General features: G+C 72.5%; 12 protein-coding genes. 7 read left to right on the top strand and 5 right to left on the bottom strand.

Annotation, left to right across the window (positions count from 1 at the left end; genetic code table 11):
• Positions 1 to 24 precede the first annotated feature (24 nt).
• Positions 25 to 501 carry a MarR family winged helix-turn-helix transcriptional regulator gene (locus ACIP64_RS15320; RefSeq protein ID WP_401586046.1) on the top strand — a complete coding sequence of 159 codons (477 nt, stop codon included), beginning with the start codon at positions 25 to 27 and terminating at the stop codon, positions 499 to 501.
• Between the two features lie 620 nt (positions 502 to 1,121).
• The gene (locus ACIP64_RS15325) at positions 1,122 to 1,775 is read left to right on the top strand and encodes a hypothetical protein (RefSeq protein WP_401586048.1); all 654 of its coding nucleotides are present in this window, start codon (positions 1,122 to 1,124) and stop codon (positions 1,773 to 1,775) included.
• A gap of 15 nt (positions 1,776 to 1,790) precedes the next feature.
• On the opposite strand, the gene pip is transcribed toward ACIP64_RS15325, so the two are convergent.
• A complete protein-coding gene (gene pip, locus ACIP64_RS15330) occupies positions 1,791 to 2,756 on the bottom strand; it encodes a prolyl aminopeptidase (RefSeq protein ID WP_401586050.1) in 966 nt (321 codons plus the stop codon).
• Positions 2,757 to 2,921: 165 nt separating this feature from the next.
• On the opposite strand from pip, the gene ACIP64_RS15335 reads away from it, so the two are divergent.
• Positions 2,922 to 4,085 (top strand): AI-2E family transporter, encoded by a 1,164-nt coding sequence (locus tag ACIP64_RS15335; RefSeq protein WP_401586052.1) that lies wholly within the window; start codon positions 2,922 to 2,924, stop codon positions 4,083 to 4,085.
• A 78-nt stretch (positions 4,086 to 4,163) separates the two neighbouring features.
• Here the strand turns inward: ACIP64_RS15335 and ACIP64_RS15340 are convergent, their stop codons facing one another.
• Both ACIP64_RS15340 and ACIP64_RS15345 read right to left on the bottom strand, forming a co-directional pair.
• Entirely contained in the window at positions 4,164 to 4,292 is a 129-nt protein-coding gene (locus ACIP64_RS15340; protein WP_401586054.1) for a hypothetical protein, read from the bottom strand.
• Between the two features lie 10 nt (positions 4,293 to 4,302).
• Positions 4,303 to 4,692 carry a ferredoxin gene (locus ACIP64_RS15345; RefSeq protein ID WP_401586057.1) on the bottom strand — a complete coding sequence of 130 codons (390 nt, stop codon included), beginning with the start codon at positions 4,690 to 4,692 and terminating at the stop codon, positions 4,303 to 4,305.
• Positions 4,693 to 5,084: 392 nt separating this feature from the next.
• On the opposite strand from ACIP64_RS15345, the gene ACIP64_RS15350 reads away from it, so the two are divergent.
• Positions 5,085 to 9,380: a discoidin domain-containing protein gene (locus ACIP64_RS15350; RefSeq protein ID WP_401586059.1), complete on the top strand. Its 4,296-nt coding sequence runs from the start codon at positions 5,085 to 5,087 to the stop codon at positions 9,378 to 9,380.
• Between the two features lie 89 nt (positions 9,381 to 9,469).
• Here ACIP64_RS15350 and ACIP64_RS15355 read toward each other — a convergent pair whose 3' ends face one another.
• Positions 9,470 to 9,949: a lamin tail domain-containing protein gene (locus ACIP64_RS15355; protein ID WP_401586062.1), complete on the bottom strand. Its 480-nt coding sequence runs from the start codon at positions 9,947 to 9,949 to the stop codon at positions 9,470 to 9,472.
• A gap of 340 nt (positions 9,950 to 10,289) precedes the next feature.
• Between ACIP64_RS15355 and ACIP64_RS15360 the strand changes: the two genes are divergently transcribed.
• Complete coding sequence (locus ACIP64_RS15360; RefSeq protein WP_401586064.1) at positions 10,290 to 11,129, top strand: class I SAM-dependent methyltransferase; 840 nt, start codon at positions 10,290 to 10,292, stop codon at positions 11,127 to 11,129.
• Here the strand turns inward: ACIP64_RS15360 and ACIP64_RS15365 are convergent.
• Positions 11,092 to 11,709 (bottom strand): TIGR03086 family metal-binding protein, encoded by a 618-nt coding sequence (locus tag ACIP64_RS15365; protein ID WP_401586067.1) that lies wholly within the window; start codon positions 11,707 to 11,709, stop codon positions 11,092 to 11,094. The two genes, ACIP64_RS15360 and ACIP64_RS15365, sit on opposite strands and share 38 nt — an antisense overlap.
• A 154-nt stretch (positions 11,710 to 11,863) precedes the next feature.
• Here ACIP64_RS15365 and ACIP64_RS15370 point away from each other — a divergent pair, with 154 nt between their 5' ends.
• Both ACIP64_RS15370 and ACIP64_RS15375 read left to right on the top strand, forming a co-directional pair.
• Positions 11,864 to 14,419: a SpoIIE family protein phosphatase gene (locus ACIP64_RS15370; protein ID WP_401586070.1), complete on the top strand. Its 2,556-nt coding sequence runs from the start codon at positions 11,864 to 11,866 to the stop codon at positions 14,417 to 14,419.
• A gap of 137 nt (positions 14,420 to 14,556) precedes the next feature.
• Complete coding sequence (locus tag ACIP64_RS15375; RefSeq protein WP_401586072.1) at positions 14,557 to 16,683, top strand: substrate-binding domain-containing protein; 2,127 nt, start codon at positions 14,557 to 14,559, stop codon at positions 16,681 to 16,683.
• Positions 16,684 to 16,737: the final 54 nt, after the last annotated feature.

The following is a 16,737-nucleotide window of genomic DNA, read 5'->3' on the forward strand; positions in this document are numbered from 1 at the left end:
TTCCCGCTTGATACGGTGACCGACGTGACAGGACACGAGAACGCGAACCGGGACCCCGCATCCGATCCGCTGGACCGGCTCGGCTTCCTGTTGGCCCGTCACGGAGCCGTCGCCAAGGACCGTGTGCACCATGCGTTCGCCGTCTGCGGACTGGCCCCCCGTCAGGGCACCACGCTGATGCTGCTCGGCAGGTCGGGCGACATGAGCCAGCAGGCGCTCGCCGGTGAACTGGGCGTCGACCCCAGCATCATGGTCGGCATCCTCAACGACCTGGAGTCCTGCCACCTCCTGGAGCGCCGCCGCGACCCGGCCGACCGCCGGCGCCACATCGTCACCATCACCGAGGCGGGCGCCGACACCCTGACGCGGGTGGAGAAGGCCCTGCACGAGGTGGAGAGCGAGCTCTTCGCCGACCTCGCCCCCGAGGAGCTCACCGCACTGCGCGGTCTCCTGGCCCGGGTCAGGACGTCTCCGGCCGCTTCCCCGTGCGACGAGGTCTGAGGAGCCCCGGCCGGCTCCGGCCCGCACCGCGGGCGGTACGCGAAGAGCGGGTGGCCGTCACATCCGAGCGTCCCCACGCGCGATGACGGGCCACCCGCCCTGGCGGACAGGGCGACAGCCGTGTCCTGTCAGCCGCACTTACCGTCCCCACGGGCGCGGCCTCCTGCGCCTCCCTCACAGAGCGCAGGGCCTTCACCCCGGCCTCACAGGTTCGGGGCGAAATTGAACGTACACGACGGTTGATCCATATCAATGATTATGGGCGTGTGACCATGACCTCAGCCCCTCGCCCCCCGGAGGCGGAATAAAAGGCTCCGCCCGGCGGACGGCCCGGCCCGACCGGCGTGGGGCACCTCACATCGCGCCACCGGGCACCACGATCACCGCCCTGACCTGCGCTTTCACGGAATCACACCTGGTGGGACCGCCGTGCACCGACCCCAGGGCCTTGCGCTCCGCGCGCCCACTGCCGCAGAGTCCACACATATCCGGCCTCGTTCGCTTACGCGGCGATGGGGCAACCGGGCGGGGGGCACATTCGAAAGGGTCCTTGTCCTCCCATGGTTTCCCCACGCAGCAACCAGGCAAAGCACCGCCGCGGTCGGTCCCTGCGGTGGAAGGTGACGACGGCGGCCGTCGCCGCGGCGGCCGCGCTCGGCGGAACCGCCTGGGCGCTGCAGCAGTCCTTCCAGGAACCCGCGGAGGCCGCCGGAAAGCCGCGGCCCGCCGCCGTCTCCCCGGCGCCCGCGTCCCGTACCACCTCGCCCAGCCCCGACGCCGTACCCGGCAAGGGCCTCGACCGGCCGGTCCACGGCGAGCGGAAGGCACCCGGCAAGAAGGACGGCAGCACCACGAGCGGCAGGCCCGCGCACGAGTCACCGTCGCCGAAGGCGGCACCGTCCACCACCCCCGCGAAGGCGACCCATCAGCCCGCCAGGTCCGCCACCCCCGCCAAGCCGGCCGCGCCCACGCACCACCCGTCCCCGAGCGCACCGCACACGACTCACCCGGCCCATCCCTCGGCCAGTCCGTCACCGGTGGTCACCCACCCCGCGCACACACCCCCGGCCACCCCGCCCGCGCCCAGCGAGCCGGCACCCAGCACCCCGCCGGCGAGCCCCGATCCGACGGACACGCCGCCCCCGGCGACGCAGCCCCCGGCGACGGACACGCCGGCCGACGACACGGCCGGCACGGCACCCACCACCGCCACTCCGGAGCACCGGGTACCGCGCGCGCACGGCGAGTGGTGGCAGCACCGCACGCCGAGGTGACACCGCGGGCGCGGGTCAGTGCCCGCGCCCCGAGAAGCGCTCGACGGCCCGCAGGACGGCCTGCTCCATCGCGGGGCTGCCGGTGTGCCCCGAGTCGTCGATGACCTGGAGCTCCGCGTCCGGCCACACCTTGGCGAGTTCCCACGCGGTCGTGAGCGGGCTGCCGAGGTCGAGCCGCCCGTGGATCAGCACTCCGGGGATGCCCGCCAGCCGGTGGGCGTCGCGCAGCAACTGCCCGTCCTCCAGCCAGGCGTCGTGCGAGAAGTAGTGCGCGCAGATCCGTGCGAACGCGATCAGCGCGTCGTCCGCCCGGTCGCTGTAGGCATCGGGCTTCCCCAGGCTCTCGTGGGCGATGACCGCGTCCTCCCAGGTGCACCAGTCCCGCGCGGCCTTGGCGCGCACGGCCTCGTCCGGGCTGTTCAGCAGCCGGCTGTAGGCGGCGACCAGGTCACCGTCCCGGTCCTCGGGCGGCAGCGCGTCGCGGAAGGCCTCCCAGGGGCCGGGCAGCAGGCGGCCGACGCCGTGGTACAGCCAGTCGGTCTCCTCGGGGCGCGTCGTCGTGACGCCGACGATGATGATCTCGGTGACCCGCTCCGGGTGGCGCTCGGCGTACGCGAGGATCAGGGTCGACCCCCAGGAGCCGCCGTAGAGCAGCCAGCGCTCGATGCCCAGGTGCTCGCGCAGCCGCTCCATGTCGGCGATCAGGTGCTCGGTGGTGTTCTCCGCGAGGCTCACGCCCGGGTCGGAGGCGTGCGGCAGGCTCTCCCCGCTGCCGCGCTGGTCGAACATGACGACCCGGTAGAGCTCCGGGTCGAAGCCGTTGCGGGCACCCCGCTTGCCGCCGGAGCCCGGGCCGCCGTGCACGCACACCGCGGGCTTGCCCTCCGGGTTGCCGCTGACCTCCCAGTGGATCAGCTGGCCGTCGCCGACATCGAGCTGTCCCTGTGCGTACGGTGCGGAATGCCTGTACGGCGATGCCACGGCGGTCTCCTCCGGTGAGATGCGGAACGGGCGCGGAGCGCCCGGGTGAGGCTACTGCCCACCCCTGCGCGCTTGGGTGCCTTCGGGCGAATGACGCCCGCGGCACGTTGCGGGGGCGCGGAGCGGTGGTACGAGCCCAGGCGTACGGGAGGTGGTGGCGGGCACATGCCCAGGCGAGCGCACACGCAGGGCGGCCCGGGCCCGGGCATGCCGCCGGGAGACCGCCGCGACCGCATCCGCACGAGCCGCCGGGCGGCGGCCGGCCATTCCCCCGGCACGGCCGGGCTCCGGGTGCTTCCGGCGCTCAACACGGCCGCCGCGTACAGCTGGCGGCTCATCGTCGTCGGCGTGGTCGTCTACGGGATCTTCTCCGTCCTGGGGCGCTTCCACGAGATCGCGGTCGCGGTCTTCCTCGGGCTGGTCGGCACGGCGATACTCCGGCCGGTGGCGGACCTGCTGGCGCGGTGGATGCCCCGGCCGCTGGCGGTCGCGGTGTCAGTGCTCGGCAGCATCGTGCTGGTGCTGGGCGTGCTGGCCCTGGTCGGTGAGGCGGTCGCCCAGGAACAGGAGGGACTGCAGAAGGAGTTCGGGGCCGGGCTGTCCAGAATCGAACGCTGGCTGGAGGCACCGCCGTTCCGGCTCGACCCGAAGGCCCTCACGGACCTCCAGTCCAAGATCGGCGACTGGCTGTCCAGCCACCGCTCGACGCTCATCAGCACCGCGCTGAGCGGCGCCGGACGGCTCATCGAGGTCGGCACGGTTCTCGCGCTCGCCCTGTTCTGCTCGGTCTTCTTCCTGCACTCAGGCGACCGCCAGTGGACCTGGTTCTGCCGTCAACTGCCGCTGTCGGTGCGGGAACGGGTGGCGGTGGGCGGCACGGCGGCGTGGCGCACCTTCACCGGGTACACGCACGGCATCGTGCTCGTGGCCGGCACCAACGCCGTCCTGGTGGGCCTCGCCCTCTACGCGCTCGGCGTGCCGCTCGCCCTCCCACTGGCCCTGCTGGAGTTCTTCGCCGCGTTCGTGCCGCTGATCGGCTCGCCGATCGCGCTCGCCGTGGCCGCGGTGGTGGCCCTGGCCTCCAAGGGCCCCCTGGTCGCGCTGGTCGTCATCGCCCTCATCGTCATCATCGGCCAGATCGAGGGCCACGTCCTGCACCCCCTGGTGATGAGCTGGGCGGTCCGGCTGCACCCGGTCGTGGTCGCCCTCAGCGTCATCGGCGGCGCCATCGCCGCCGGTGTCATCGGCGCGGTCGTCGCCGTCCCCCTCGTCTCCGTCCTGTGGTCCGTCCGCCAGGCGCTGCGCGCGGCGGGAGCGCAGCGGGCGTAGCCCTGCGCGAAGCGGCCGTCGGCCGCCGCCCCGCACCGCGCCGGAGGCACGTCGCTCGACGACTGATCCGCACCGCCGTCAGAGCGTGGGAAGTCGGTCCGCGGCTGTCGGGGAACGTCGCTCCTCGAGCCAGAAGAGGTAGACCCTGAGGTGCGCTGCCAGTTCGCCGTCGAGGTAGTCGGCGTACGCCAGGGCAGCGGCGGCCACTCCTTGCCCGTTACAGGCGTCGTCGGCCTCCCAGTCGGCGCGCCGGTCCGCCAGATACTCCTTGATCCGCTGTCGATCGCGCCACCATTCCCGGGCCGCTGCGGGTGTACCAGTGGGCGTCGCCGTCGCAACCGTAGCCGGAGAAGGCCTCCTCCTCGGCAGCGTCGACCAACCGCTGGAGCTCCTCCGGCGTCCGGGGCTGCCGGTACACGTACTCGGTGAAGTAGTCGGCCTCGTAGAGCACGAGCCCTGGGGCGTGGATCCGGCCCGTACCGCAGTTGTCGGTCTCGGCCCCGTAGAACGGTCCGGGCACGTTGAGCCACTTCCGCTCCGACCACTTCCCCAGGAACGCTCCGCGCGCCTCGCCGAGCAGAGGCACCGGGTCGAAGTAGAGGTCCACGGCAGAAGGCCAGCCCCGCACTGAACCCTTCACCGGACCCCGAGCGAACCGCCCCGGAAGGCGCGCATCGCGCGCGGCGGGAAGGGCGCCGCCGGCCGGAACGTGGGCGTCCGAACATGCGGACGAGGCCGTGCCGGAAGCCCAGGGAGCGTAGTGAAGGCGACTGGCCGAGGCAAGGGCAATTGCGAATTGCGCAAAATCTTGCATGCATGCGCAAGTACGTGTCGGCTGCACGGCACAGCCGCGCAAGCCTGTCGCGTCCATATCAAAAGGCCCGGTCGTAGGCATGGACGCCCGCAATCTGCTCTGCAACTATCGCCACGGTTAACGCAATTTAATGAGCGATCAACGCAACTTCTCGGCCACCGACACACGAGAGGCACAGGGACGACATGCGAAGGAAGCACATGGTCCAGCGGCTGGTGGCGGGGGTGATCGCGGCGGGCATGGTCGTCCTCGGCCTGTCCGCGCCGCCCGCCTCGGCCGCCGGCGGGCCGAACCTCGCGGCGGGCAGAACGGCCACCGCGAGCAGTTCGCACGCCGAGTACGGGGTCGCCAACATCACCGACGGCAGCCAGGACACGTACTGGCAGAGCGCGGGGAGCACGTTGCCGCAGTGGGTCCAGGTGGACCTCGGCAGCGGCGTCAACGTCGACGAGGTGGTCGTGAAACTGCCCGCGCCGTGGGGCGCGCGCGACGAGACCTTCGCCGTGCAGGGCAGCACGGACGGCAACACCTTCTCCACGCTCTCCGGCTCGGCGGCGCACACCTTCGCGCCCGGGGCGGGCAACACGGTCACCATCGGCTTCTCCGCCGTCACCACCCGGTACGTGCGGCTGAACATCACGGCCAACACCGGCTGGTCCGCCGCCCAGGTCTCCGAGCTCGAGGTGCACGGTGCCGCCTCCTCGACGGACAACCTGGCCCAGGGCCGGACGCTGACCGCGAGCGGCAGCAACGCCCCCTACACCCCGGCCAACGCCAACGACGGCAACCAGGCCTCGTACTGGGAGAGCGCCAACAACGCCTTCCCGCAGTGGCTCCAGGCCGACCTCGGCTCCTCGGTGGCCGTCAGCAAGGTCGTGCTGAAGCTGCCGCCGTCCTGGGAGGCGCGGACGCAGACGCTGTCGCTGCGCGGCAGCACGGACGGGTCGAACTTCAGCGACCTGGTGGCGTCCCGCGACTACGCCTTCAGCCCCGCGAGCAACAACACGGTCACCGTCAACCTGACCTCGGCGACCGTGCGCTACCTGCGGGTCAACGTCACGGCCAACACCGGCTGGGGCGCCGCCCAGCTCTCCGAGCTGGAGATCTACGGTCCGGCCACCGGTGACACGACCGCGCCGTCCGCGCCCACCGGCCTGGCGTACACGCAGCCCGCGTCCGGCCAGATCCGGCTGACGTGGAACGCGTCCACCGACAACGTCGGCGTCACCGGCTACGACATCTACGCCAACGGCATGCTGCGCACGAGCGTCGCCGGCAACGTGACGACCTTCACCGACAGCCAGCCCGACTCCGCCACGGTCACGTACGCCGTGCGCGCCAAGGACGCGGCGGGCAACCAGTCGGGCAACAGCAACACCGTCACCCGCACCGGCGACACCGGCGACACGCAGGCACCCTCGCAGCCCGGCAACCTCGCGTACACGCAGCCCGCGTCGGGCCAGGTCAAGCTGACCTGGACCGCCTCGTCGGACAACGTCGGCGTCACCGGCTACGAGGTGTACGCCAACGACCAGCTGCGCGGCACGGTCTCCGGCAGCACGCTGACCTACACCGACAGCCAGCCGGACTCGGCGACCGTCGCATACTACGTCAAGGCCAAGGACGCCGCCGACAACCGCAGCGTCGCCAGCGCCACCGTCATCCGCAACGGGTCCCCCACCGGCCCCGGTTCGAACATGGCCGTCGGCAAGCCGATCACGGCCTCCTCCACCACCCAGAACTTCGTCGCGGCCAACGCGAACGACAACAGCGTGACGACGTACTGGGAGGGCGCGGGCGGCAGCTACCCCAACTCGCTGACCGTCTCGCTCGGCGCCAACGCCGATGTGTCCTCGGTGGTGCTCAAGCTCAACCCCGACGGCGCCTGGGGCACGCGTACCCAGAACATCCAGGTGCTCGGCCGCGAGCAGGGCGCGACCGGCTTCACCAGCCTCAAGGCCGCGACGGACTACACGTTCAACCCGGCCTCGGGCAACACGGTGACCATCACGCTCAGCGCGCGCGTCGCCGACGTGCGGCTGACGTTCACCGCCAACAGCGGCGCGGGCGGCGGGCAGGTCGCCGAGTTCCAGGTGATCGGCACCCCGGCGCCGAACCCGGACCTGACGGTCTCCGCCATGGGCGTCACCCCGAGCGCGCCGGTCGAGACGGACGCGGTCACCCTGTCCGCCACCGTCCGCAACATCGGTGAGCTGGCGTCGGGCGCCACGAACGTCAACTTCTACCTGGGCACCACCAAGGTGGGCACCGCCTCGGTCGGCGCGCTGGCCGCCGGCGGCCAGGCCACCGTGACGGCGAACATCGGCACCCGTGACGCGGGCAGCTACCCGCTGAGCGCGACGGTCGACGAGGCGAACACTGTCATCGAGCAGAACGACACCAACAACTCCTACGCCAGCCCGAGTCCGCTGGTCGTCAAGCCGGTCGACAGCTCCGACCTGGTCGCCGCGCCGTCCAGCTGGACGCCGGGCAACCCGGGCAAGAACAACACCGTGACCTTCTCGGTCGCGATCAGGAACCAGGGCACCGTGGCCTCCGCGGGCGGCGCGCACGGCATCACCGTGACCGTCACCGACACCGCCTCCGGCAGTGTCGTGAAGACCCTCACCGGTTCCTACAGCGGTGCCATCGCGGCGGGCAGCACGGCGAGCCCGGTGAACCTCGGCACGTGGACGGCGGTCAACGGCAAGTACTCCGTCAAGACGGTGATCGCCGCGGACGCCAACGAGCTGGCGGTCAAGCAGCAGAACAACACGAGCACCCAGTCCCTGTTCGTCGGGCGCGGCGCCAACATGCCGTACGACATGTACGAGGCCGAGGACGGCGTCCTGGGCGGCGGCGCGCAGGTCGTCGGCCCGAACCGCACCGTCGGCGACCTCGCGGGCGAGGCGTCCGGCCGCAAGGCCGTCACGCTGAACAGCACGGGCAGCTCGGTGGAGTTCACCACCAAGGCCAGCACCAACACCCTGGTCGTGCGCTACTCCATCCCCGACGCCGCGGGCGGCGGCGGTATCAACTCCACCCTGAACGTCTACGTCAACGGCACGTTCCTCAAGGCCATCGACCTGACCTCGAAGTACGCGTGGCTCTACGGCAACGAGACCGCCCCGGGCAACAGCCCCGGCGACGGCAGCCCGCGCCACATCTACGACGAGGCCAACATGATGCTCGGCACCACCGTGCCGGCCGGGGCGAAGATCAAGCTCCAGAAGGACTCCGCCAACAGCACCACCTACGCGGTCGACTTCGTCAACACCGAGCAGGTCGCGCCGATCGCCAATCCCGACCCCGCGGCGTACACCGCGCCCACCGGCTTCAGCCAGCAGGACGTGCAGAACGCCCTGGACAAGGCGCGCATGGACACCACCGGCACGCTCAAGGGCGTCTACCTGCCGCCGGGCGACTACGACACCTCCAGCAAGTTCCAGGTCTACGGCAAGGCCGTCAAGATCATCGGTGCCGGCCCCTGGTACACCCGCTTCCACACCCCGTCGAGCCAGTCCAACACTGACGCGGGCTTCCGCGCGGACTCCACGGCCAACGGCTCGTCCTTCTCGGGCTTCGCGTTCTTCGGCAACTACACCTCCCGCATCGACGGTCCCGGCAAGGTCTTCGACTTCGCCAACGTCGCCAACATCACCATCGACAACGTCTGGAACGAGCACACGGTCTGCCTCTACTGGGGCGCCAACACCGACAACGTCACCATCACCAACTCCCGCATCCGCGACACCTTCGCCGACGGCGTCAACATGACCAACGGCAGCACGGACAACCACCTCGACAACATCGAGGCCCGTGCCACGGGTGACGACAGCTTCGCGCTCTTCTCCGCGATCGACGCGGGCGGCGCGGACGAGAAGAACAACCTGTACGAGAACCTGACGTCCCTGCTGACCTGGCGTGCCGCGGGCATCGCGGTCTACGGCGGCTACGCCAACACGTTCCGCAACATCCTCATCGCGGACACGCTGGTGTACTCCGGGGTCACGATCAGCTCGCTGGACTTCGGCTACGCGATGAACGGCTTCGGGACCGAACCGACCAACATCCAGAACGTCTCCATCGTCCGCGCCGGCGGGCACTTCTGGGGCGGTCAGACCTTCCCGGGCATCTGGCTCTTCTCGGCCTCGAAGGTCTTCCAGGGCATCCGCGTCAGCGACGTGGACATCGTGGACCCGACGTACAGCGGGATCATGTTCCAGACCAACTACGTCGGCGGTCAGCCGCAGAACCCGATCAAGGACACGGTCCTCACGAACGTGACCATCAGCGGTGCCCACCGCAGCGGTGACGCCTTCGACGCCAAGTCCGGCTTCGGCCTGTGGGCGAACGAGATGCCGGAGTCCGGGCAGGGTCCGGCGGTCGGCTCGGTCACCTTCAACAACCTGCAGTTCAACGACAACTTCCAGGACATCAAGAACACCACGTCCACGTTCACCATCACCCGCAACCCGTAACGGGCAGCAGGCAGGACGCACAAAGGCGGCGTGCCGCGACTGGATGTCGCGGCACGCCGCTCGTTCACCGGGCGCTGCCCGGTACGGGCTCAGCGGTGACGACGGCCGCCCCACTCCTTGCTGTCCACGAAGCCACCGCGGTCGTTGCGCAGCGTGGCGCTGTCACGGTTGTCCCAGACACCCTTGCGGCGGTCCTGGAAGACGTCGAACCGGCTGTCGCGGCCCTGGCCGGTGTGCACGCGCACCTTGGAGTGGCCGGGGAGGCGCAGGAAGTTGAAGCGGTAGCGGTTGCCGTCGCTGTCGCTCAGGGTCCAACCGCGCAGGTTCACGGTGTCGCGACCCCGGTTGACCACCTCGACCCACTCGGTGTTGAGCGCGCGGTTCGAGCGGACCCCGCGGCCGCCTTCGTCGTGCCGGACGTCGCCGATCGACACCGAGGTGCGGGGGGACGGGCCGTGCCCGTGGCCGCGGCCGTTGTCCGCGGAGGCCGGCATGGCGGCGGCCGCCACGACGGCGCCGGAGGCGAGGACGGTGGCGATGACGCGACGGGCGTTGAACGAAGCAGACATGATGCCCCCTCATCAGGGTGCGTCCCGGAACTCCCGTGCTCCGGTGACGCGGTGCGGTTACCTCGGCGGTTGGCCGATGACCCAACTCTGACCTGCCGCGACGGCAAAATCCGGAAGATCCGCTTCACGTTACGGAATGCGGACATATCCGTAACCCTCACCTGTAGGCGACATCTGTCAATGTCATAGGACACTCCCCGTCATTGCCTGATACATCGACCCGGTCGGCACACGTCATCCGCGCGACGACGTGTCACTCACAGGGGTAAGCGACCCGGGCGCGACGTTGACGCGGCGGCCCGAGGGCCTTTGTAACGGCACCGTCTGCGAACATCGCGTCATGGCGACACACGAACCCGGCACCGGCTACCTGCTCGACAACCGGCAGTCCGAGGCGGGCGTCCGCTTCGGGGCCCTCGCCGAGCTCTTCGACCCCGTGACGTTCCGCCACGTCGACGCCCTGGGGATCGGCTCGGGGATGCGCTGCTGGGAGGTGGGCGCGGGCGGCCCGTCCGTGCCGCTGGGGCTCGCCCGGCGTGTCGGGCCCGGCGGCACGGTGGTCGCCACCGACATCGACGTGTCGTGGGCGCGGGAGGCGGCCGGCGGCGTGATCGACGTACGGCGCCACGACGTCGCCGCCGACCCGCCGCCGGAGGGCGGCTTCGACCTGGTCCACGCGCGGCTGGTCCTGGTGCACGTCACCGACCGGGCCGAGGCCCTGCGGCGGATGGTCGAGGCGCTGCGCCCGGGCGGCGTCCTGCTGCTGGAGGACGCCGACCCGGGCCTGCAGCCCCTGCTGTGCCCGGACGAGTCGGGGCCCGCGCAGGAGCTCGCCAACCGCCTCCGGTCCGGATTCCGGACGCTCATGGCGGAGCGCGGCGCCGATCTCGCGTACGGCAGGACACTGCCCAGGCTGCTGCGCGAGGCGGGCCTGGAGGACGTGCGCGCCGACGCGTACTTCCCGATCACCTCCCCCGCCTGCACGGTGCTGGAAGCGGCGACGGTGCGGCAGATCCGCGGCCGGCTGGTGGCGGCGGGCCTGGCCACGGACGAGGAGATCGACCGTCATCTGGCCCATGTCGCCACCGGCGCCCTCGACCTCGCCACCGCCCCGATGATCTCCGCGTGGGGACGCCGGCCGCTCAGCGCGGCGGACGCCACCCCGGATCCCGTCCGGTGAGCGCGACCAGCCGGTCCAGCGGCGGCGCGCTCGGCGGTACGGGGACCGGGCGGCCGAAGGGCCCGGAGCCGTCCGATCCCGCGGTGAACGGGGTGAGCAGCGCGAGCGCCGCCTCCAGGCCCGCCGGGTCCGGCCGGTAGTCCTGGCCGGTGGCACGAGCCAGGTCCCAGCCGTGCACCAGGAGCTCGTTGAGGGCGAAGCACCCGGCCGCGCCGGCCGGCAGGTCGACCCCTCCGGCGCGGGTGCGGCCCTCCCACGCGAGCGGGCTGCGCCAGGCGTCCGCCATGCCGGCCAGCAGGTCCGGCAGGCCGGAGCGCCACCGCGCCGGCGGGTCCGGCGGGAGCGCGCCGGCGGGATCGCTGTCGGTGGTGGGCCCGAGGTCCTTGCGGGCGGCGTCGCGGAAGGCCGCGCACAGCCCCGCGACATGGCCGATGAGACGGCCCACGGTCCAGTCGGGGCACGGGGTGGGAGCGCCGAGCCGGTCGTCGCCGATCCGCTCCAGCACGGCGGCCACGCCGAGCGCGGCAGGTCGGAGGTCGGGCTGCCCCGCGGTATCGGGGCCGTGGAACTGCTGCGTCATGGGACTCCCCTGGATGTCGGTTTTCCTCACCGACAGGGACCGCGGCGGCGCACGGAACTCATCGGTGCGGGGGCCCGGCGGGACCCCGGCCGCGGTGGGCCGCCAGCGGGTGCTCCAGATCTTGCCTGAAGGCAGTATTGAGCTGTGGAGGTCCTTGCTACGAGGCACCGCCGCCCGGACCGGCCGCGCGGACGCGGGCGGCGCGGTGCTCCCTGACGCCTCGGGCGGCTCGCCCGTGAAGGGTGACGCGTACGCCGTGCTCGACGACCGCGGCGCCATCGCGAGCTGGAGTCCCGGCGCGCAACGGCTGCTCGGGCACCCGGCCGCCCAGGTGATCGGAAAGCCCGCCGTCCATCTGCTGCACACCACTGCGGACGCGGACGAAGCGGCCCGCGTCATGGAACGCCGCCGCAAGGACCGCTCCGTCGTGCTCGGCATGGCGGGTCTGCGCCACCTCGACGGCCACCGGGTCGACGTGGTGCTGTGCGCCCATCCACTCTTCCTGTCCGGACGGCAGCACTGGCTGCTCCAGGTCGAGGACGCCGAGACGGTGCGGCGCGGCGACCTGCGTCACGCTCTGCTCCAGGGTGTGTTCACCGAGTCGCCGTTCATCATCGACGTCTTCGACCGGGACCTGCGCTTCGTCGCCCAGAACGACTCGCGCAAGCGCGCGCCGGGATTCGACGACGTCGTCGGGCGGACGATGCGGGAGGCCGCGCCGCCCGGTCTGCTCGACGTGGACGCCCTGGAGAGCCGGCAGCGGCAGGTCCTCGCCACGGGGAAGGCGCTGATCGGCACCGAGGTCCGCGGCCGCGACCCGCGCGACCCGGACCGGGACACCGTCTGGCAGGAGACCATCCTGCCGCTGCGCGGCGCCGCCGGTGACGTGGTGGCGCTCGCGCACATGGTCACCGACACCACCGAGGAGTCCCGCGCCCGTGAGCGGCTCGACCTCGTCAACGAGGCCAGTGCCCGCATCGGCAGCCGGCTGGACGTCTTCTCCACAGCGCAGGAGCTCACCGACGTGGCCGTGCCGCGCTTCGCCGACCTCGCCTACGTCAATCTGCTGGACCCGGTCTTCGGCGGGGCCGAGCCGGTGACCGGCCCGCTGCACGAGACGGTCGTACTGCGGCGGGCGGCGAGCACCATGGAGGCCAGCGACCTGGCGAAATCCATCCTCACCACCGGCGACGTGGACACGTTCGCCTCCGCGCCCGACTCCCACACCCGGCGCGCCCTCGCCGACGGGGAACCGGTCCGTCTGAGCGGCGAGGAGGTCACGAGCGAGCTGGCGGCGTCCGATCCGGCGCGCGCGGCCCTGGCCGCCCGGTACGGCGTCCATTCCTGGCTGCTGGTCCCCATGTTCGCCCGCGGCGCGCCGCTCGGCTCCGCGGTCTTCGTCCGGATCACCCGGGCGCACCCCTTCGAGGACGACGACCTGCCGCTGGCCAGGGAGATGGTGACCCGCGCCGCGGTGTGCATCGACAACGCCAGCCGCTACACCCGGGAGCGGACCACGGCGCTGACGCTGCAACGCAACCTGCTGCCGCGGAGCCTGCCCGAACTGCGCTGCGTGGAGGCAGTGTCGCGCTGCCTGCCGTCCGGCGAGCAGGCCGTGCTCGGCGGCGGCTGGTTCGACGTGATCCCGCTCTCCGGCGCCCGGGTCGCGATGGTGATCGGCGACGCCGGCGGCGAGGGACTGTACGCGGCGGTGTCCATGGGGCGGCTGCGGACGGCTGTGCGCACCCTCGCGGACCTCGACCTGTCGCCCGAGGAACTCCTCACCCATCTCGACGACCAGGTCAAACGCACCCTCAACGACCGGTCCGCCCCGCTGGAACCCCCCGAACAGGCCGCCCGCACCTGCCTGTTCGCGGTCTACGACCCGATCTCCCGCAAGTGCCGCTTCGCCGGCGCGGGCCACCCGCTGCCGGTGCACGTCGGCGCGAGCGGGCAGGCCTCCTTCGTGGACGTCCCGGTCGGGGCCCCGCTGGGCGTCGGCGCGGTCCCGTACGAATCGGGAGAGGTGACCCTCGCCGACGGCGATGTCGTGGCCTTCTACACCGGCGGGCTGCTCGGCGCGCCGGGCGAGCGTGACCGCGGGGCGGGTTCCGCGCGGCTGCGCGAGGCGCTGTCCGACCCGGCCATCGTGTCGGCCCTGCACGCCCGCGGCGGGCTCGCGTCGCTCGGCGAGGCGGGCGACGCCGTCCTGAACCGTCTGCGGGCAGGTTCGCCTGTTCTTCAGGGTTCACCCGGTTCGGCCGGGAACAGCGACGTGCTGCTGCTCGCGCGCGTGCACGGGCTGGAACCCGACCGGCACGTGACCTGGGAGCTGCCCTCCGAGCCGGAGGCCGTCGGGCGGGCGCGCACGCTCACCGTGGAAAAGCTGGCCGAATGGGGCCTGGGCGAGCTGGAGTTCACCACCGAGCTACTGGTCAGCGAACTGGTCACCAACGCCATCCGGTACGGCAGGCCCCCGCTCCGGCTGCGCCTCATCCACGAACGCACCCTCATCCTCGAGGTCTCCGACGGCAGCAACACCTCGCCCCGTGCCCGCCGTGCGCTGGAGACCGACGAGGGCGGGCGCGGTCTCTTCCTGGTCGCCCAGGTCGCGAAGTTGTGGGGCACCCGCTACGAGGTGCGCGGCAAGACCATCTGGGCCGAACAGCCGCTCGGCGAACCGGCGGACGGGACCGGCGGCGCGCTGTGAACCCGGCGCACCGCCGCGTCACGAGGCGGGCATGTTCCGGCATCTCCTCCAGGAGCGGCCGGTGCCGGAACCCCGCCCGCGCTTCCCTATGCTGAGTGCTGCTCAGGAGGGCGGGGCGGCGTGGAGGGAGCGCACAGGTGACGCTGCTGGACGGCGATCCGCGGTCCGTCGGGGGGTACCGGCTGGAAGGCAGGCTCGGCGCCGGGGGCATGGGGGTCGTGTTCCTCGCCCGGTCGGTGTCGGGACGGCGCCTGGCCGTCAAGGTGATCCGCCCCGAACTGGCCACGGACGACGAGTTCCGGGTCAGGTTCCGGCGCGAGGTGGCGGCCGCCCGCCGGGTCAGCGGGGCCTTCACCGCACCCGTCGTGGACGCCGACGCCGACGCGGAACAGCCCTGGCTCGCCACGCTCTTCGTCCCCGGTGACTCCCTGCACCGGCGCGTCACCGCGCAGGGCCCGCTGCCCGCGCGGGAGGTGCGGCAGCTGGCGGCCGGGCTGGTCGAGGCGCTGCGCGACATCCACCGGGCCGGTCTGACCCACCGCGACCTGAAGCCCGGCAACGTGCTGCTCTCGGAGGACGGCCCCCGGGTCATCGACTTCGGCATCGCGCACGCCGCCGACGGCGAACGGCTCACCCAGACCGGTGTCGTGGTCGGCACGCCGGCCTTCATGGCGCCCGAGCAGTTCACCGCGGACACCGCCGGTCCCGCGGCGGACGTCTTCGCGCTCGGCTCGGTGCTCGCGTTCGCGGCCACCGGGCACGGGCCCTTCAGCGGCGACAACTCGCACGCCATCGGCTTCCGCGTGGTCTACGAGGAGCCGGACCTCGGCGGCCTGCCGGAGGAGTTGCGTCCCCTGGTGACGTCCTGCCTCGCCAAGGACCCGGAGCGGCGGCCCACCGTGGAGGGCCTGCACGACTCGCTCATGACGCCCGTCCCGGACGCCCCGGGCGCCTCGGACATCGCAGACGCGGTCCCCTTCGACGCCCCGCCGGCCCCCGCCCCGGTGCCGGCGCGGCTGCCGACCCCGACCCTGCGTCCGGCCGTACCGCCGCCGCCCGCCGGGGAGTTCGGCCCCGCCCCCGGTGACCCCACGGGACCGCCCGGGGAGCGGGCCCGGCCCTCCCGGACCCGCGTCGCGCTCACCGTGGGCGCGGCGCTGCTGCTGGTCGCGGCGGCCGCCGTCACCGTCCCCCTGCTGGTCGACGGGGGCGACGGCGACGGAGGGAGGCGGGCGGGCAGGGGCGGCCCGAGCGGGGTCACGTCCTCCGGGGCGTCCAAGGCGTCCGCCGCCGCGTTCTCGTGCGCGGGCGCGAACGGGGACCTGCGGGGCAGCGGCGCGAGCAGCGTGGACCCCGTGGTCACCGCGTGGACCAGCGGCTTCGCCAAGGCCTGCCCCGGCGCCGACGTCCGGTACAACCCGACGGGAACCGGCGCAGGCGTGCTGGCCTTCACCAGCGCGACCACCCACTTCGCCCTGACGGACAGCCCGTTGAGCGCCGCGGACCGGACGCGGGCCGACCAGCGGTGCCCGGCCGGGGGCGCCCTGGTCCTGCCGCTCGCCGCCACCCCCATGGCCGTCGTCCACCACCTTCCCGGCGTCCGTGACCTGGTCATGGACGCGCCCACGCTCGCCGCGGTCTTCGACGGCGCGATCACCCGGTGGGACGATCCGGCGATCCGGCGGTTCAATCCCGGCACGGCACTGCCGTCGCAGGCGATCACCGCCGTCCACCGCTCCGACGCCTCGGCCACCACCAGGACGATCACCGGCTACCTGGCCGGAGCCGCCCCCGCCGCGTGGTCGCACGGCAGCGGCACATCGTGGCCGGGGCGCGGCGGCCGGGGCGCCCAGAGCTCGCAGGGGCTCCGCGCCCAGGTGACGCAGGTCCCCGGGGCCATCGGCTATCTGGACCTGGGTGACGCCGCCGGGCTGGACACCGTACGGCTGGCGACCGGCGCGTCCAAGCCGGTGGCGGCGACCTCCGCCGCGACCACCACGGCGGTCGGCGCGGGCGACCCGTCCCTCGCGACCGTCGCACTGGACCCCGCCACCCACGCCGAGGGCGCCTACCCCCTCGCCAGGGTCGACTCCGCGCTCGTGTGCGCCAAGGGCAACGACGCCCGCTCGCTCGCCACGCTCAAGGCGTTCCTGTCGTACACCGTCGGCGCACAGGGCCAGGAGACCGCGGTGCGGCAGGGGCACGCCCGGCTGCCGGAGGCACTGGCCGCGCGCGTCCGTACCGCCGTCGGAGGGCTGGGCTGAGTACCTGGGAGGGAGCCTTCCGGAACGGCGGACTATCGTGTCGATCATCCGTCA

Source organism: Streptomyces sp. NPDC088733 (assembly GCF_044751185.1).
Taxonomy (GTDB): domain Bacteria; phylum Actinomycetota; class Actinomycetes; order Streptomycetales; family Streptomycetaceae; genus Actinacidiphila.